Origin of the sequence: Sabulicella glaciei (assembly GCF_026183895.1) — a bacterium.
GTDB classification, from domain to species: domain Bacteria; phylum Pseudomonadota; class Alphaproteobacteria; order Acetobacterales; family Acetobacteraceae; genus Roseococcus; species Roseococcus glaciei.
In genome coordinates, this window is sequence record NZ_JAPFQI010000032.1 from 15,272 (window position 1) to 33,647 (window position 18,376).

The window sequence follows — 18,376 nt, forward strand, 5'->3', positions numbered from 1 at the left end:
CCACGGAGTACCTAAACCAGCTTGGCGGGCAGCAGACCGTCACGGTCGAGGCCATCAGGAACGGGGAAGTGGTCGGCACGAAGACCGTCACGCTGACCAACGGCGCGGCTTCCGCCAGCGTGACCTTCGGGTCGGATTTCTCCGGTATCGACACAGTTCGAATCGATGCTGCCGCCTACGTGAGCGGCAGCACGTCCTATGACGCTCCGGTCCGGATCGACAACGTCGTGCTGGCCGGAGGCCAGATCACCACAGGGACCGCGACCATTCCCGCCGGACAGACCACTGGCGCGATCTCGATCCCCGTTGTCGACGACAGCGTCTACGAAGTGGGCGAGAGGGTCGTCGTTAGGCTGACCGGCGCCACCGGGGCGGAGCTGGGCCAGGACGTTGCGGGCGTGGGCAGGATCACCAACGACGATCCTGAGCCGCTGCCGATGATCTCGATCGTCAATGTTTTCACGACGGACGTTCAGGAGGGCGGGTTTCAGGAGTTCGAGGTTACCCGCGACTCGCGCATCGACGAGCCGCTGACCGTCGAGTTCGAGAGCACCCTCTTCGGCAACCAGTCCATCACCTTCGAAGCCGGCGAGACGAAGGTCTGGGCCACGTTTGGCAAGGCGGATGACCAGATCGCTGAGCCGAATCAGGCATATAAGATCACGCTCGCCTCAAGCCCGAACTATCTGCCCGGCGCGACGACCAGTGTCAGCGGTATGTACATCGACAACGATGGTGGCACCCGGAACACAGCTCCCACGGCGTCATCCGCCGTCACCTATATTCAGGAGGTGGACTTCACCACCTACAACGGCACGTATTCCCTCGCAGCCTACGGGTTCGATGCCGAGAATGACAAGCTGACCCTTCAACTTGTGGGAGGTCAGCCGTCGAATGGGACGATCAGCTTCGATCCGGAGCTGGGCGCACTTATGTTCACGCCCAATGTAGGCTACCTCGACACCCTGCACCAGGGTCAGACCTACCAGTTCACCTACCAGTTCACGGTCAGCGACGGCGAGTTCACCACTGCACCGACGACGGGCACGGCCTTCATCTTTGGATCCGGCAGCCCAACGCCCGTCGGGAGCACGACCGATCCCAATCAAACGATCACCGCCACCACCACGGCCGCAAGCTTCACCGGGGGCACGGGCACCGACACCCTGGTCTTCCCGACCATCCCAGCTGGTTCAACCCAGCTGCTCGGCGGCACCATAGCCAACTCCGTGATCAGCCTTGGTGGCGTGATCGTTGGGACGCCCTACGCGGGCAAGACGATCTCGAGCATCGAGAATCTCACCTTTGAGAACATCCAGGGTCCCGCCGGACGAACGCTGACCATCAACGGCGATGCCAAGGACAACGTCCTGACGGTCACCAGGACCGTCCGCAAGACCGACATCAACGGCGGCGAAGGCAACGACACGATCACCTTCACCGGCGGCACTGGTATTGGCTCTGAATCCCACCTCTCCGTCATCAGCGGGGGGGGAGGCAACGACACCATCAGCGTGACGACCGCGGCCACCATTGATGACCGTGTCAGCTCTGGCGTCTCCGGGAACGACACGTATCTGCTCGGCTCTGGCAAGCAGGTGCTTCGGTTCGGCGCCAACAGTGGCAACGACGTCATCAAGAACTTCAGCCTCAGCGAGGACGTGCTGGACTTCGCGACGGCGGGGATCAACGCAGGCACCGTGACCTTGACCGAGGCCAACGGCAACTCCGTCTTCACGGTCAACGGCACCTCGACCCTGACTGTTCAAGGCGTCACCGGGATGCAGTTCGGCACGCACTGGACCGCCGGAGGCACCTACACGCCTCCGGCCGGAGAGGAGCCCGCTGGCGAACCTGGGATCAAAGTTACGAGCCTCGGCAACATCGAGGTCGAGGAAGGCGGAAAGACCGACACGATCACGGTGGAGCTGACGAGCAAGCCTGCCGCCGATGTGACGATCCCGCTGTATCGCGATGCCGGCTTCACTCTCTCAGCAAACTCACTGACCTTCACGCCCGATAACTGGAGTCAGCCGCAGACCGTCACCATCACGGCCGTGGACGACGCCGACGTCGAGGGCACGGTCAGCGAGTGGCTGTGGCTGGGGGAAGCCAGCAGCGCTGACCCTAACTACGATAGCCTCTATCCGGATCTGATGGACCTTGAGGTCACAATCCTCGACAACGATGCAGGCCGCAACACAGCCCCATCCGCCCTCGACGTGTCGAAGGACACCTACGACACTGACCTCAGCCTGAACGTCGAAGGCTTTGGCTACGACAACGAGAATGGATCGAACGTCACCTACCAGCTCCTGTCGCAACCTGCGGAGGGCACCGTCACCGTTCTACCGAACGGGACGTTCCACTTCGAGGGTAACCCAGACTTCCTGGCCGCGCTGAAGCGGGGAGAGATCAAACCGGTCACCTTCCAGTACCAGGTGAGCGACGGCGAGCTGACCTCGGCGCCTGCGAAGATCACGATCAACGTCCATGGGACGGACCCTGGCGACGAGACCATTCAGGCTTTCACCCGGACCACCCCGAGCCAGACGGATTTCTTCCCCCTGGATGGCAAGGACGGCAACGACACGGTCGTCTTCAACTCTGTCACGCTCACGTCGGGAACCGGACTCGAGATCTCGCTTGGCCAGACGATCAAGTGGACCGAGTATGCCGGCAAGGCGCTCGTGAACATCGAGAACATCACCATCAGGGACACGACCGGGAACCTCCTCCGGACGATGACGGTCGGCGGTGATGGCGAAGCCAACGTGATCACCATCGAGAACACGAATCACAAGCTCACCATCCTGGGCCGTGGCGGCGACGACACCATCAACTTCAAAGGCACCGGCAACGGCCTGCAGTCCACCATCAACGGTGGCGCGGGCGACGACACGGTGAACGCCTACAGCGCCGTCACCGTCAACGTCGCCGAGGGCAACGACACGGTGAACGTGTTCAACGGCAGCAATGTCACGGTCCAGAACTTCGCGACTGGAGACAAGATCAACTTCGGGACTGGCATCCAGGTCAGCAACGTGTCGGCTGCCGTGGTTGGGGGCGACACCGTCTTCACAATCGACCAGGACGGGGTCACGAGCACCGTCAAGGTGCTCGGCGCGACCAATCTGGCCGCCGGGACGGACTGGACGGCCGGAGGCGCCGCAGAGCCGCCTCCGCCTTCGCCAGCGGTGATCAACGCTGCTGCGGCCTCGGCCGAAGTCACCGAAGGTGGCGTCGCCGTGTTCACGTTCACCCGTACCGGCGATCTGAGCCAACTGCTCACGGTGGCCATTGATACGAGCTTCAGCACCGCCGTGCCGGGCACGGACTTCACCGCGCCCTCTTCCATCACCTTCGCGGCGGGCTCCGACACGGCCACCCTTCAGGTCCAGACCCTCACGGATACCGTGCCTGAGGGACCTGCCACCATCGAGGTTCGGATCGCGGAGGGGGCTGGCTACACCGTGGGGGCTGCGGATAGTGCCATCACCGATCTCCTCGACAACCCGGGCATCGATCCTGCCGACCCTGAGCCGGTCCGTCCGTCGCTGTCCATCAACGATGTGACGGTGAGTGAGAGCGCAGGCACCGCGGCCTTCGCGGTGACGCTCTCGGCAGCGGCCGCATCGGCGGTGTCCGTGAACTATGACCTGACCGGCCCAGCTGGGATGGTTTCTCCTGCCTCCGGCACGCTTACCTTCGCGCCGGGCGAAACGATCAAGACCATCGCTGTCCCGATCGTCGATAACGCGGTTGTCGCGACCGGGGCCCAGACGATTGTCGTGAACCTATCCGGTGTTAGCGCCAACGCCACGCTGGCCAACCTCGTGGGCCAGGGCACCATCGTCGATGATGACCTGCCCGCCGAGATGCCGACACTCACGATCGGGACCATCACGGGTCTCGACGAGAACAGCACGATCTCCTGGAACGCTGTCCCGGGCGCCGCGAGCTACGTGCTGATCGGTGTCGAGCCCGATGAACCGAACTTCCCTCCGCATACTCTTGGCTTTGTGGTCGCGCCCAGCACGTCCTTCGCCATCAACGGCAATGACGAGTTCACCGGCATGGTGGTCACCGTTGAGGCGCGGGATGCAAACGGCAGCGTGCTTGCACGCTCGGAGAACCAGACCGACCTGATCGCGAACGTCAACGACGTGCCGACCGGCCGCCCGGTGATCAGCGACAACACCCCCGAGGTGGGCCAGTTGCTGACGATCTCGATCGGGAACCTGGAGGACGGGGACGGCATGCGCCCGGACAGGCCGGACGAGTTCGGCTACATCTGGCAGCGGTCTCTGGACGGCGTGACTTGGTCGCTTGTCGGAACGACGGACTCCTACCAGGTGACGGCGGCTGACGCCGGCTATTTCATCCGGGGTGGGGCTCAGTACACCGATCGGGGCGACACGTTGGAGTTGGTCTACTCGCTGACAACGGCGAAGGTGGGTGATCCAAATCCGAACACGCCGCCGGTGGCCTTCGATGACACGGCCACGACCGCAGTGGGTAATGCCGTCATCATCGATGTGCTCAGTAACGACTTCGACTTCGAGAACGACCCAACCTCCATCGTGTCCTTCGGCCAGGGCTCGCATGGCACTGTCGCGGAGGCGGACGGCAAGCTCGTCTACACGCCCGCATCCGGCTTCGTGGGAACGGATACCTTCACCTACGCCCTGAACGGCGGTGACACGGCGAAGGTCACCGTGACGGTCACGCAACCTGATGCACCGCCGCTCACCCTGCTCACGGTGGATGACCTAGACGAGAACAGCATCCTGTCGTGGACGGCTGTTCCCGGCGCGGTCTCCTATGTTCTGATCGGTCTGGAGCCCGACGACCCCAACGCACCCCCGCATGAGCTCGGCTTCACGCTGGCGCCGAGCACGTCGTTCAACATCGGCGGCGATGACGAGTTCGTCGGCATGGCGATCCACGTTCAAGCCAGGGATGCCAACGGCGTGGTGATCACCCGGTCGGTGAACGAGACCGGCGTGATCGAGAACATCAACGACATTCCGACCGGCAACCTGTCCGTCGATGATATGACACCGGAGGTGGGCCAGACCCTGACGCTGGGCTACGGCACGTTCGAAGATGGGGATGGCTACCGTGACCGCGGCCGCCCCGAAGAGTTCGCATGGTCCTGGCAGCGGTCTCAGGACGGCGTGACCTGGACCACGATCACCCCCGCGAATCAGTCCATCCAGACCTACACGGTGACGCAGGCCGACGACGGCTACTTCCTGCGCGGCCGGGCAGTCTACGAGGATCGCGCAGGCGATACCATCGAGACCGTCTACTCGCTCACCACGAGCCGGGTCGGTGCGACCCTGCCCGGCGACGGTGACGGCGGCGGCGGCGGCGGCGGCGGTGAGGTTGTCGAGCCCAGCAGCCTGGTCATTACCAAGGCCGGCAACGCTGTCACAGCGACCGAACTCGGGGCCAACGGATCGTTCAGCGTCGCCCTGGCCAGCGCCCCAACCGCGAACGTGATGGTGGTCATTTCGGGTGACAACCAGGTCTACGGGCATGCTGGGAATGGCTCGGCTGAGCTGGTCTTCACGCCCGAGAACTGGAACCTCCCCCAGACGGTGACAGTCGTCGCTATCGAGGATGGCGAGACCGAAGGCCCGCATACGGGCGTCGTCTGGCTCGACGTCGTCAGCGACGATCTGCGCTTCGACGGGCTGGTGGAGCAGCAATCTGTGGACGTCACAGACAGCGCTCCCGAGCCCGACCCGCTCTCCTTTGTGAGCGTGGGAGGTGGCGGCACGGTCACCGAAGGAGGAGAAGTCACCTTCACCTTCATGCGGTCGGGCGGAGTCAACACGAACCCGATGGCAATCGCCTTGGAGATGACCGGCCTGGATGCAAGCGACATTGCTGCGATCAAGTGGAATGGCGTCGAGAGTGGTTTTGAAGGTTTCCGTGCCGGTGCCTCCAGGGCGACCATGACAGTTGTGCTGGCCGACGACGCTATCGTCGAGGGCACAGAGATCCTGACGGTCACCGTCCTGCCGACCGCGAACTACCTCGAAGACTTCGACCACATCGCCACCGCCACTGTGCTCGACAACGACGTGGTGCCGGCCAATGCCAAGCCGGTGGTCGAGAGCAAGACGGTGAGCCTCACCGAGGATCAGATGACAGCGGAGATCAAGCCGCTGGTCACCGACGCCGACGGCAACGCGACCACCATCAAGGTGTTAGGGGCCCTTCCGGCCTATGTGTCCTTCGACGCGACGAGCCAGAGCTTCTTCTTCAACGGCGACGGGTCGGCGTTCGATCATCTGAACGATGGCGAATTGGCATCGATCACCTTCCAGTACATGGCGAATGACGGGATCGAGGACTCTGATCCCGGCCGGATCACGATCAACATCACCGGGATCACCGACCCGGTAGGTCCTCAGATCGATCCTGAGCCAACTCTGTTCGCGGATCCCTATAACTACGATCTGGGCAATGGCGGTCCCGCCGGACAGCGGACAGCGGGCAACGACATCCTCAATGACGGGGCTGGTCTTGCTTCCAACATCCAGGGATTTGGAGGCGATGACACGATCTACGGCCGCGACATGAACGATTTCCTTGTCGGCGGTAACGGCAGCGATACCATCTACGGCGGCAGCGGAGACGACACCATCAACGGTGACGGTGGCGGCACTGATGTTCGGAACGTGGGGATGCCCGGGGCTGACCTTCTTTACGGAGGTGATGGTGCTGACACGATCAACGGCCAGGACGGCAACGACACCCTCGTAGGCGGGCATGGTGCGGACACCCTGAACGGAGGCCTTGGAGACGACACCTTCGTGTTCCTGGATATCTTCGACCGGGGTGACACCATCTTGATGCAGGGGCAAGGCGCTGCGAACGATGTGTTCGATTTCCGCAACTTCGACTTCGGCCCGAACGAAGTCGGCCGCCAAGGCCCAGTCAACGGACTTCAGTTTTTCAACCAAGCTCCCGTCGAGGGTCATATGCTGGAGGATGCTTTCTACTACAACAGCACAAACGGCAGGTTGAGCCTCAACACAGGCACCGACGGCCTGGAGGACTTCCACGTCACGTTGCTGGTTGGCGGCGCGACGCCGGTGCCACTGCCACGGATCAACGCGGACGATTTCCTGATCTAAGTGTAAAGGCCCCGGAGAGATCCGGGGCCCCGGGTGGTCGGTGGCACTGCCCCGGCCGGCGCAGTTGCCTGGCCTTCAAGCAGTGGTCCTGCTCAGGCGCGTCACGGGGACAAGAGCCAGTATGTGTCCTGGCAATCGTCCTCGTTCCCGGAGTGCTCAGGCAGCGCCTCGCGCGTGCACTTTCGCACCCACGGAGGCCTTGCGCATGAGCAGGGAGAGGACGAGGCCGATGCCAATCCCCCACACGCCGTTGATCACGATGGTGGTCAGCATCCTGGCGGGGATGAACCCACCGCCGACCGGCAGCCCCTTTGCGGGAGCAACAACGAACCAGCCGATCAGCACGGAAAGGAGGCCAAAGCTCAAGCCAAGGACCCACATCGGAGCGCGCGGCAGCCAAGGCAGTGCCAGACCCAGGGCCAAGCCATATAGCCCGCCCCAGAAGCAGCGGTTAACCAACATCGGCACCCCAAAGGGCGGTACGGGGTTCATGCCATAAGGAGCCACTGTGGGGACCCCGGAGGCGTTGAGCAGCGCCGAGGTGCCCTGATGGAAAATCAGCACGGCGATCACAGCGGCGACGAAGCCCAAGAGGGCGCGCTTCGGTGCAGACATGGTCGTGTCCCTTCCGCTCGTCGCGGCGCCGAGCCGTCCTGTATGGCCCGCGGATCCGGGCGAGCTTCCGCGAGGGTACCGCGCCCAGAAGGCTAGCTGGCAGGCTTCTTTGGAAGATCTGGTGAAAGGAGCCATGCGCTGCGAACTGGCCTCCCTGGAAGTGAGCCAGCTCTTGTGAGGCGCCGATGACATAGGCTCAGGAGCCATTAACCGCTTGCGCGGTTTCGATGGCTTGTGATTCTGGGGGTGGCGGAGGTCCCGCGATGCCCAGCCCGAGGCCACCCTTCCTGCTGACGCCTGCCCTGCTGCGGCGCCTGTCGCATCACTTTCCGCTGTCGCACGGCGTGCCGCGCGTCGATGACCGCCGAGTGTTGAGCGGCATCATCTATGTTACCCGCCATGGCCTGCAGTGGCGAGATGCGCCCGCTGCCTACGAGCCACACAAGTCGCTGGGCAATCGCTTCGTCCGATAGAGCCGCATGGGCGCGGCCGCCTGCTCGCGCTCCATTTCACCCCCGCCAACGCCGACGGCCGCTCTGCCGCCTCCACCCTCGCCGAAGCGGTGCAGGAGGCAACCGGCGAGAGCGTGGACTTGGCCTATGTGGACGGTGGCTACACGGGCAAGCGGCCTGCCCAAGCCGCAGCCGTCCACGGCATCGCGCTTGAGGTGGTCCGACTGCCCGACGCCAAGCGCGGCTTCGTGCTCTTGCCCAGAAGGTGGGTGGTCGAGCGCTCCTTCGCCTGGTTTGCGCGCTTCCGCCGTCTCGCCTGGGACTACGAGCGCTTGCCAGAAACCCTCGCGGGCCTGCACCTCGTCGCCTTCACCATCGTGCTGCTCAAACGGGCCGCAGATCTCGCCATCAGTGCGTAACACCCTCTAGCACGACCTGGGACGAGCGATGAAGCCATGCAACTGCGACAGTCTCTGCCATCATCCTCACGCCACCGCGGGGCGTCTCAAAGAGGATCTTCCCTGCTCCGGGCGTGAGGTTTCGATCGAAACCTCGTGCACCCTCGAGGCGAAGTTGTCGGACCTCACGAAGCCGCAAACCGATGTCCCACCTGTGCCCCACCCAGCGCTGGACGCGGCCTATCGGCGCAAGGTCCAGGAATTAGGTGCTGGGTGGCGACAGCCTTGAGGCGCGCGGGCGCTGCAGGTGATTCGCGGCCTGATTCGGCGGGTCATCATCACCTCCGATTCCACAACGCCCATGGGGTGTAGCTGGAGATTGAGGGCGACTTGGCGGTGCTGCTGCGCGCATCGGCGGGCGGGGAACAAGCGAAGATCCCCAAAGCGGTGGCTTTGGTGTTCTGCAAGTGTCTGTGGATGCGAGGACAGGGTTCGGCTTATGGCGAACCGGGTTCTGAGAACGGTCCACTAATTCACGTACTCGTGCCTCGACGCTCTACCAGTGCTCTGTGCGTCACACTTTATTGGATGCGAGAGAAGTCAGGCGGCGGGATCGGGGGTACGCAGATCGGCTCCGCGATGCGGACGCCGCCGCTGCGCTCGGCCCCGGCGACGTCCTTGGTGGGCAGGAGGTTGCAGGCGATCTCCAGCAGGTTCCGCCCAGGCGCGGGCGGCACGCTCCGCAGCCGCACCAACCCATTCCGGTCCCAAGTCAGCAGGCGGAGGCGGTCTGGGGAGAATGTGGCGCCCGCGGCCGGGATCGGCTCGACGAGTTCACGTCCCGTGGCGCTGTCCCAGATCCGCACCAGAGCAGTGACGCCCTCAAAACCCCAGCTCAGGACCCGAAGGCCATCCAGGGAGAAGACGGCGGTGCCAACGTCGTCGCCGTGCCGCACGGGCTCGACGAGGTCGCGCCCCGTCGCCGCGTCCCACAGTCGCACAAGGCCGTCATTCCCCCAGCTCAGAACCCGGACGCCCGCCGCGTCGAAGGACGCGCCCCGGGCGCTTGTCCCGTGCCGTACCGGCTCGACGAGGTCGCGCCCCGTCGCAGCGTCCCGCAGCCGCACCAGCCCATTGTCCGACCCCCAGCTCAGAACCCGAAGCCCGTCGGGCGAAAAGGCGGCGCCCGATCCGAAGTCTCCGAGTTGCATCGGCTCGACCACATCGCGTCCCGTGCGCGCGTCCCAAAGCCGCATCATGCCGTCCGTGCCCCAGCTCAGGACCTGAAGCCCGTCTGCGGAGAACGCAAATCCGAGGGCAGCTCCTTCGTGCCGCACGGGCTCGACAAGGTCGCGCCCCGTCGACGCGTCCCACAATCGAACCAGACCATCGGAGCCCCGGCTCAGCACGTGCCGGCCGTCAGGGGAGAAGAGGGCGCCATAGGCCCGGTTCCCATGCCGCACCGGCTCTACGAGGTCGCGGCCCGTCCCGGCGTCCCACAGCCGCACCAGGCCGTCCCTGCCCCAGCTCAGCACGCGCTGGCCGTCCGGCGAGAGCAGGGCGCCCGACGCAAGCTCGCCGTGCCGCACCGGCTCGACGAGGTCGTGCCCCGTCGCCGCGTCCCGCAACCGCACCAGTCCGTCGTCCGACCCCCAGCTCAGCAGTCGCGCGCCGTCCGGCGAGAAGACCGGTGGGAACGGATCGATATCTGCGCCGCGCGGGTACCGGAAGGGCTCGACGAGGTCGCGTCCCGTCCCGGCGTCCCACAGCCGTGCGACGCCGTTCTCGCCCCAACTCAAGACACGCGAGCCTTCAGGCGAGAAGGCCGCGGCAAGAACACTGCTCCCGTGCCGCGGCGGTGCGACGAGGTCGCGGCCCGTGCCCGCGTCCCAAAGACGCAGGCCTCCGTCGCGTCCCCAGCTCAGCCCTTGCGAGCCATCCGGGGAGAAGGAGGCGCCCAAGACCGCGCCGCCGTGCCGGACCGGCGGGAAGATGTCCTGCCCCGAGGCCACGTCCCAGACCCGGACGCGGCCGTCCTCCCCCCAGCTTAGCGCACGCAGGCCCTCGGGAGAGAAGGCGACGCCGGAGGGGCCGCCCTCGTGCCGCACTGGCTCGGCGAGGCTCCGCCCCGTCGCCGCGTCCCAGAGTCGCACCGTTCCGCCCCAACCCCGGCTCAGAAGGCGCAGGCCGTCGGGGGAGATGGCAACGCCGTGCTCGGTTGGATGGCGGAGGGCACCTTCATGGCGCAGCGGCTCGACGAGGTCACGGCCGGTTGTCGTGTCCCAAATCCGAAGCAGACCGTCGGAACCCCAGCTCAACGCCCGCGTGCCGTCGGGGAACAGGCGGGAGCCCAAAAGGCTGCTCCCATGTTGCATTGGCTCGACAAGGTCTTGCCCGGTCTCGGCGTCCCAAAGCCGAATAAGCCCGTCCTCACCCCAACTCAGCACGCGTCGGCCGTTGGCGTCGAAGGATGCATCTCGGGCGGAGCGGCCATGCCGCACCGGCTCGACGAGGTCGCGTCCTGTCACCACGTCCCGCAGCCGCACCAGCCCATCCCGGCCCCAGCTCAGCAAGCGGTCGCCGTCGGGCGAGAAGCGGGCGTAGGCGATGTCATAATGCCGCACTGGCTCGGTCAACTCGCGCCCGGACCCCGCGTCCCAGAGCCGCACGTCGCCCTCGCCCCAGCTCAGCACGCGCTGGCCGTTGGGCGACAGGGCGGCGCCGGCTACCCTCCGCCCATGGCGTAAGGGCTCGACGAGGTCGCGGCCCGTGGCCGCATCCCAGAGCCGCACAAGGCCGTCGTCCCCCCAGCTGAGGACGCGCTGACCCTCGTGGTCGAAAGCCGCGTCGCCGTGGCCGAATTGGCTCTGGTGGCGTACCGGCGGGACGAGGCCTTGTCCCGTCGCCGCGTCCCAGAGCCGCACGAAGCCGTCCGGCCCAAAGCTCAGCACGCGCCGGCCGTCGGGCGAGAAGGCCGCACCGCTGGCCAAGCCTCCCAACGGGATCGGGGCAATGACTTCCCTTTGCGCGCGGTGCGCTTGGCTCAGCGCGTCGAGCGCCGCCGCGAGCTGCGGCCGCGGGTCGCCCTCGCGGCGCGGCCACGCGGCCACGGCGAGCTGCACGGCCTCGAGGTAGCGCCCCTCGCGTGACGCCACGTCCGACAGCGCCGCGAGCGCGCGCGCCTCGTTCGCCACGGCCTCGCGCCTCGCCGCCTCGGCCCTGACCGCCTGCTCCCGCGCGAGGTCTCGCTGCCCTTCGGCCTTGCCGCGCAGCACGAAGAACACCGCGGCAAGGGCAGCGAGCAGGGCCATGGTGGCGCCGCCGCCGGCCAGGACGCGGCGGTGCTGGCGGCGCTCGGCTTCCTCCTGTCGCCGCTCCGCCGCGCGGCACTCCTGCAGGTATGCCACATCGCGCGGCTCCAGCCGGGCGGCGAAGCGCGGCTCGGCCAGCGCCTCCCCCGCCTCTCGCAGCCGCTGCCCCCGGTGCGTCAGCAGGTCGACCCGGCGCAGGCGCCGGTCCCACTCCTCCGCCGCGCGCCGCACGCCCTCCAGCAGCCGCAGCTTGTCGGCGTCCTCGGCCAGCCACGCCGCCAGGCTCGGCCACACCCGCAGCAGCGCCTCGTGCGCCACCTCCACCGTCTCCCGCCCCGCCGCGTCGCGGTCCGCCACCAGCAGCCGCGCCGCCACCAGCCGGTCCACCAAGGGGTCGGCGCGGCGCAGGATTGCCTCGCGCGGCGCCCGCTCCCGCACGAAGCCGCCCGCCTCCGTCGCCCGCACCAGCCCGGGAACGAACGCCGCGCGCAGCGCCTCCCGGTCCTCGGCCGACAGTTCCTCCACCTGGATCGCGGCGTCGGCCTCGTTGCGCACCGATCCTTCGAGCCCGCCGAGTGCCGCGTAGTCCGCGAGCGTCAGCCGGTCGTCCGTGTTGCGCCGGTCGTGCAGCCGGCGGAGGGTGTAGGCGAGCAGCGGCAGGGCGTCCGGCGTCGCGACGTCGCGCTGGATCGCGTCCACCAGATCGTCATCCACCCGCAGGCGGATGTGTTGGGCGGGGCCGCGAACCACCTCCGGCACGCGTTCGAGCGGCATGGGCCCGAGCGGGAAGGCCTCGAACGCCAGCTCGGGCCGCCCCTCGGTCGCGCGCACGGCCGGGTGCTGCTGCCACAGGCCGAGCATGTCGGAGCGGATCGTGGCCACTACAATCAGCTCGCGGTCGGCGCCGGCGAGAGCGGCCCCGAGCAGGTGCAGGAGGCGGGGGCTTCCCTCGCCGCCGTCGGGGGCGAGCAGCTCCTCGGCCTGGTCGATGGCGAGCAGCACCGTCGCCTCCGGCCGGCCGGCCCGCCGCCGGAGGTCGCGGGCAAGGTCGCGCAGGCATGCACCGTCGGGCGGATCCGCGGCTGCGGCCGCGCGCAGCCCCGCCGCCAAGGCGCCGTCCCCGCCGTACTCTGCGAAGGCCCCGGCAAGGGCGTCGGCCAGCTCGCCGAGTGGGTCGGCGCCGCGACGAAAGGCGCGCACCCGGAGCCAGTGAGTAGAGTCCTTCCGGAGGCGAGGCAGGACGCCGGCGCGCATCAGCGAGGACTTGCCGCTGCCGGAGGCGCCGGTGACCAGCAGCAGGCGCGGCGCGCCCTGCCCCTGGCGGCGGAGGCGCTCCAGCGCCTCGACGGCGCGCCAGCTTTCCTCGCCGCGGCCGAAGAACACCGCCGCGTCCTCCTCCCCGAAGGCGGCGAGGCCCGGGTAGACGGGCCGCGTGGGGTCCCAGTCGAAGGCGTCGCGCGGGTCGAGCCCGCGCTCGCGGAGGCCGCGGGCGAGCTTGGCCAGTTCGGCGTCGCGGTCGGCGGCGGTCCCGGTGAGGTCGGCCTCCTGTAGCGCGGGGACGACCCGGCCGCCGGGGGTAGGTTTGGTCCGGACTACGAAGACCGGCTTGCCCTGCTCGCGGGCCAGGGCGAGTTCGGCGAAGCACCACTTGGAGACGAGCCAGTCGGGTGTGAGGACGACAAGGACGGCCTGGGAGCGGCGCAGCGCCCGGTAGATCTCCCGTTCCCAGTCGACGCCGGCCGGGATGCCATCGGCTGGGTCGAAGTCGAGGAACAGGCGCTTGTGGCCCTGTGCCGCGAGCCAGTCCCTCAGGGAGGCCGCGTCGGCGTTGTCGGTGCTTCGGTGGCTAATAAAAATCGCGGTCACGGCGCGGCCACGGCGGCTATCCCTCGCAGGCCTGGGCCCAAGGCTTTCCCCACCGGCCCGCCGTGGTCAAGCAGTTTGGGGCGATGGCGCCAACCGGAGCTAGGTGCCGCCGTCAGCGGGCAGGCGGTTACGGGTTCCGCCGCAGCCGCGCCGACCACGCTGGCCAGACCTCCGCCGGGGCGCCCGGACGCCAGACTCCGCGAGGTTCGGGTGGATCACCGAAGCGCGTGGTGGGGCAGCCGTCCGTGTGGGACTGTCGCAGACGCCTCTGTCTCCCGTCTTGCCAGGCTCCAACAAGGCAACGTTGCCAGGCAGCCCGCAAACAGTGCCAAACTCGCGCCGCTTTGCTTCCGGTCTTCGGCAGGGTTCCTTGATGAGTGATGCGCCAGCGCTTCCAGCCTCGGTCTCGGGCGACCCGGAGTACCGACACGTTCACGAGCGGCGGGAGGAGGCGGCCGCCGCGGCCCGCGGCGCCCAGGAGAAGTACCGCCGGCTGATCCGAGGCTTCATCGCCTCAACCGCTTTTGCCGCGGTGGCAGGCGGCTTGGTGCTGTACGGGGCCGACGCCACCACCCCGGCGGAGGCAGCTCAGAGCAGCACCCTTAAGGCCCTCGCCGGGTCGCCGCCGGTGCACGTGGCGCTGCGAACGGTCCAGGCTCTCGCGGTGGCCGTGGCGGCCTTTTGCGCCTACGCCCTCAACACGCAGGATCACGCCAGGGTGTGGCGGGAGGAGCGGGAGAAGGCCGAAGCGGGCCGCTGCGAGCGCGCCCGCGTCGCCCTGCGGGTCGGCCACGGACAAGGGCCGGCCGAGTTCCGGGCCGCCGGCGACTGGGCCGTCGCCGACCTCGTGGAGGGGCAGATCCGGTACCTCGGCAAGGCCGTCGAAGCGCACGACGCCACGTCGTCCCGGCTGACGCTGCTGGCGGGCCTCGTGCTGGCGGCGGCGGCGGCCGGGCCCGTGCTGGCCGCAGCGGGCCTGCCGGCCCTCGTCCTGGTTGGCGGCTTGGCGGCCGTCGTCACGCCAGCGCTGCTGGCCGGCTTCAAGAGCTGGGGCGAGGCGACGGGGAGCGCCGAGCGGGCGCGTCTGCACCGGGCCACGCGAGACCTCTTGCGCGACATCCTCCGGCGCCGGCGGGAGTTCGACCGGGCGATCGACGCGAACGACCTCGCCGATGCGCTGCTCTATGTGGACGAGATCTGCGCGGCGCTGCGGACCGACGTGGAGGGTTTCCTGCGCATCGCGCGCGGCGCGCCGGTGCCGCCCGCGTCAGCGGCCGGCGGCACGCCCGCCGACCGCGCTGGGCGGAGCTGAGCGATATGTCTGCCAATCCGCTGCTATTCCTGCGGACCTTCTCTGCCATCGTCCAGCATCAGCGGCATTGCACGGAGATGATCGCCTCTACACGTTCGGGGCGAGGCAGGGCGCTATCAGAACGAGTCATAGGATGGACTATAAGCAGCACGCTTCTATAAGCGCGAGGCACTGTCTGGCTAACTAGCAGGCTGTTTGAAAGATACCAGCGGCGAGCGGTGAAGGAGCACTCGTCGCCGCGATGGAAGCTGATTTCGCCTGTGAGGCTGCCATCCTCTTCGAGTTGGGCGTCGCCATCGCCGGAGGCATTGTCCATCTCGTCGCTGCCCTCCCAGGTGAAGTGGACACTGTCGCTGCTGGCGTGCCCATCGATCTCGCCCTGGACGTCATCAAAGGCGAATTCGCCGCCTCCATCCGCGTCGAGGCGGATGTAGCCGGATCCGAGCAGGTCGATGAACGCGGCGTCCCATAGTTCCATGCTGGTGATCCGCCATCGGCCGAGCAGCCGATGACCCTTGGTGGTCATGGCGGGGTGGCCACGAGAAGCTTGGGCAATGGGACGAGGTTGTAGGCGGCTATGGCAAAGGCGAACTGCCATTCGATCTTGGCGAGGCCACGGTGTCGCGCCTTGCGCAACCCAGCCACCGTCTTGGCCCAGCCGAAGGCCTCCTCGATCCTCTTCCTGACCCGTCGGCTGACGGCATAACTGGAATGGCGGGTGGTGCGGCCATCAATGGCCGAGCGCCGCCCGCTGGTGTTCTGCGCTAGGTGCGGCGTAACATTGATCTCGCGCAGTTCGGCGACGAGGTCGCGCGTATCGAAGCCCTTATCGGCGCTGTGCGTGATCGGACATGGCCGGTCGGCGTGCGGCCCCACCAGATGCAATGCCGCCAGACGTTCGGCATGGCCTGAGGCGCGGGTCGCGATGGCGCCGACGATCAGGCCATTGCGGTTCTCAATCAGCGCATGGCCCATGAAGCAGAGCTTGGCCTCCTTGCCCTGCCTCTTGTGAAGGAGCTGGACATCCGGATCAGTGGTCGAAGCATGGGTGTCATTGCCGCGCTTCTGGCCGCGGAAGTCCTGCTCACTGTTGCGTCCCGCATCGGGCAGCGGGCCCGAGTCATCCTTCGGGCGGAAACTCTTGGTGCTGGCCCAGGTCTCGAGCAGGCTGCCATCGACCCAGAAGTGCTCGTTCGAAAGCAACGCTAGGACCTTGGGCTGCCCCAGCACGGTGGCCAGGAAGCGCGAGGCGACCTCCCCCTCCAGTAGCCGATCGTGGTTCTTCGTGAAGGTGGTTGCGTCCCCGACCGGATCATCCACGCCGACGCCAACGAATCAGCGGAACAGCAGATCAAAGTCGATGCGCTCGACCAGCTGTCGCTCCGAGCGAGTGGAATAGAAGGCCTGCAGCAGCAAGGCACGCAACAGACGCTCGGGCGGGATCAGATCCCGCCCGGCCGGGCGGATAGAGTACGTCAAACTCGGCGGACATCTCGCGCAGCGCCGCCTTCGAGGCCGCGAATCATCCGTAGCGGGTGGTCGGGGGACAGGAACTACGAGGCGTTCAGGCACTCGGCCCGCAGCCGCGCGCTGGATCATCGAAGCATAAAGAACCAGCTACAACATGACACGCCCGCACGCGAACCTGAACGTACTCCCTCAGCAGCCTTTGCAGCCCGCGCTGTACTGGGGCAAAAAAGTAACAGGCTCCGCGCATGAGCGAAAATGGTGAGGGACGAGGGGAAGGGTAAAAATGTTTGGGTCTCGTTAGGGAACAACGCATGCGTGGTGCTGCTCTCCTGCGCCTTTGCTCGGTGGCGATCGCGGTGCTGGCAGGGTGCGCCGGATCGCCGGTGGCGACGCCAGCGCCACCCTCCATGCAGGATCCAACATCGGCGGCGACCGACCGTCGGGCGGACTGTGTGTTGGTGGACAGCGACGCGGGCCTCGATGACCTACGCGCGATCGCCGTGCTCGCACCGCACCGGCGCATCGCCGCCGTGGTAGCCACGGAAGGGCTGGCGACACCGCGCGGCGGCGCTCGGGCGCTGCGCGCCTACCTGCGCGGCACCGGAATTCCCGTGGTGGAGGGTGCCTCGCCGCCGCCCGGGCGCGGTCCCGATCCGCACCGCGTCCGCGGACTCGACGGCCCGCGCATCACTGCCGAGACCCTGAACGGCACGCTTCCAGCCGCCGACCCTGCCAGCCAGGCCGGGGAAGCGCCCGCGCCTTCCTTGGAGGCGGAGGTCGAACGCCTGACAGCCGGCTGTGAGCGGCTCGACCTGTTGATGATCGGGCCCTGGACGTCGTTCCTGCGCTATGACCGCGCAGTCGTAGCGCGGCTGGCCCGCGTGGTCGCCCAGGGCAGCCCGTTCCCCGATGACGAGGCGCGTGGCCAGCCCGACGGGTGGAACTGCCGGTACGACTACTCGGCCTGCCGGGAGGCCTTCGCGCGGCTGGGGCGGCGCGACCTGCGAGCGGACTGGGTCGACATCCCGCAGGGGGCCAGGACGTGCGGCTCGGCCGAGCCGGGAAAGGATGCCGCGGGCCGGAGGGTCTATTCCTTTACGCCGGATGCGGAGATGGCATGGGCCTTCGCCGCCACACCGGACGAGCTGCCCCGGAACCTCGGGCGGTTGATGTTGCATAACCCGGTCGGGCTGGAACGCACCTCCCTCTGGGACGACCTTGCTGCGCTGTACCTGCTGCGGCCCGACATCTTCGGCCGCGTGCGCGACCCCTCGGGCAGGTCCGGCGGGCACTTCGAACCGTGCGTGCCGGCCCAGCAGGTCCGTGACATGCTGGTCGCCGCCTCGGCGGGACCGCCTTCGAACCTGGGCCGCTGAGCGGTGGAGATGGAAGTGGGCGGCCGAACCGGCGCTGCCCAAGGGACGCAGCCTCGGAGCGGCTGGTGCAGCGCGACGGCTACCCGGATCGAGACGGGGAGACCCGAGCGGGCTGGGTGGAGTTTCGGATCTCTAGGCTACGGCGAGGGAGCTAATTCGCGGCCCTCCTTGAACCCGGCAGGGCGACGGAAAAGCGCCTTACCGCCCTGACCCAAGAAGCCAGCGCGCAGGGTAGCTCCACATGCTCGGTGGACGCCCTGCTTCGAGACGTCGCGATGGAGAACGTCTTTGAGAACCAAGTTCTCAGCTCGACTTTGGCCATTCAGGCGGCATGGCAGAGGGCATAGGCGATGCCCTCGCGGAGGGCTTGCGGGAGTTTTGCGGCATCGGCCGACTGCCGGGACACGGCGAAACCCTGCTCA

The 18,376-nt window shown here is 67.4% G+C and carries 6 protein-coding genes and 3 pseudogenes; 5 read left to right on the top strand and 4 right to left on the bottom strand.

Annotated features, from left to right (window positions below):
* The first annotated feature begins 68 nt into the window (after positions 1–68).
* Positions 69–7,154 (top strand): Ig-like domain-containing protein, encoded by a 7,086-nt coding sequence (locus OF850_RS22175; protein ID WP_301592502.1) that lies wholly within the window; start codon positions 69–71, stop codon positions 7,152–7,154.
* 156 nt (positions 7,155–7,310) lie between these two features.
* On the opposite strand, the gene OF850_RS22180 is transcribed toward OF850_RS22175, so the two are convergent.
* Positions 7,311–7,769, bottom strand: coding sequence for a hypothetical protein (locus OF850_RS22180; protein ID WP_301592503.1), 459 nt, complete (start codon positions 7,767–7,769; stop codon positions 7,311–7,313).
* 263 nt (positions 7,770–8,032) lie between these two features.
* Here OF850_RS22180 and OF850_RS22185 point away from each other — a divergent pair.
* Both OF850_RS22185 and OF850_RS22190 read left to right on the top strand, forming a co-directional pair.
* Positions 8,033–8,239 (top strand): annotated as a pseudogene (locus OF850_RS22185) (transposase); the annotation flags it as partial.
* A gap of 17 nt (positions 8,240–8,256) precedes the next feature.
* Positions 8,257–8,640 (top strand): annotated as a pseudogene (locus OF850_RS22190) (transposase); the annotation flags it as partial.
* 560 nt (positions 8,641–9,200) lie between these two features.
* Here OF850_RS22190 and OF850_RS22195 read toward each other — a convergent pair.
* A complete protein-coding gene (locus OF850_RS22195; RefSeq protein ID WP_301592504.1) occupies positions 9,201–13,796 on the bottom strand; it encodes an nSTAND1 domain-containing NTPase in 4,596 nt (1,531 codons plus the stop codon).
* Positions 13,797–14,169: 373 nt separating this feature from the next.
* Between OF850_RS22195 and OF850_RS22200 the strand changes: the two genes are divergently transcribed.
* On the top strand, positions 14,170–15,108 hold the full coding sequence (locus OF850_RS22200; protein ID WP_301592505.1) for a hypothetical protein: 939 nt from the start codon (positions 14,170–14,172) through the stop codon (positions 15,106–15,108).
* A 58-nt stretch (positions 15,109–15,166) separates the two neighbouring features.
* On the opposite strand, the gene OF850_RS22205 is transcribed toward OF850_RS22200, so the two are convergent.
* Positions 15,167–15,634 (bottom strand): hypothetical protein, encoded by a 468-nt coding sequence (locus OF850_RS22205; RefSeq protein ID WP_301592506.1) that lies wholly within the window; start codon positions 15,632–15,634, stop codon positions 15,167–15,169.
* Positions 15,631–16,658, bottom strand: a pseudogene (locus OF850_RS22210) (IS5 family transposase). The gene OF850_RS22205 and the pseudogene OF850_RS22210 overlap by 4 nt, the downstream one beginning before the upstream one ends.
* 231 nt (positions 16,659–16,889) lie before the next feature.
* On the opposite strand from OF850_RS22210, the gene OF850_RS22215 reads away from it, so the two are divergent.
* Positions 16,890–17,954, top strand: a complete 1,065-nt coding sequence (locus OF850_RS22215) for a nucleoside hydrolase (RefSeq protein WP_301592507.1) — start codon at positions 16,890–16,892, stop codon at positions 17,952–17,954.
* The last annotated feature ends 422 nt before the right edge of the window (positions 17,955–18,376 follow it).

Coding starts and splice junctions, on each gene's coding strand:
- OF850_RS22180 (WP_301592503.1), bottom strand. CDS start 7,769: ATGTCTGCACCGAAGCGCGCCCTCTTGGGCTTCGTCGCCGCTGTGATC.
- OF850_RS22200 (WP_301592505.1), top strand. CDS start 14,170: ATGAGTGATGCGCCAGCGCTTCCAGCCTCGGTCTCGGGCGACCCGGAG.
- OF850_RS22205 (WP_301592506.1), bottom strand. CDS start 15,634: ATGACCACCAAGGGTCATCGGCTGCTCGGCCGATGGCGGATCACCAGC.
- OF850_RS22215 (WP_301592507.1), top strand. CDS start 16,890: ATGCGTGGTGCTGCTCTCCTGCGCCTTTGCTCGGTGGCGATCGCGGTG.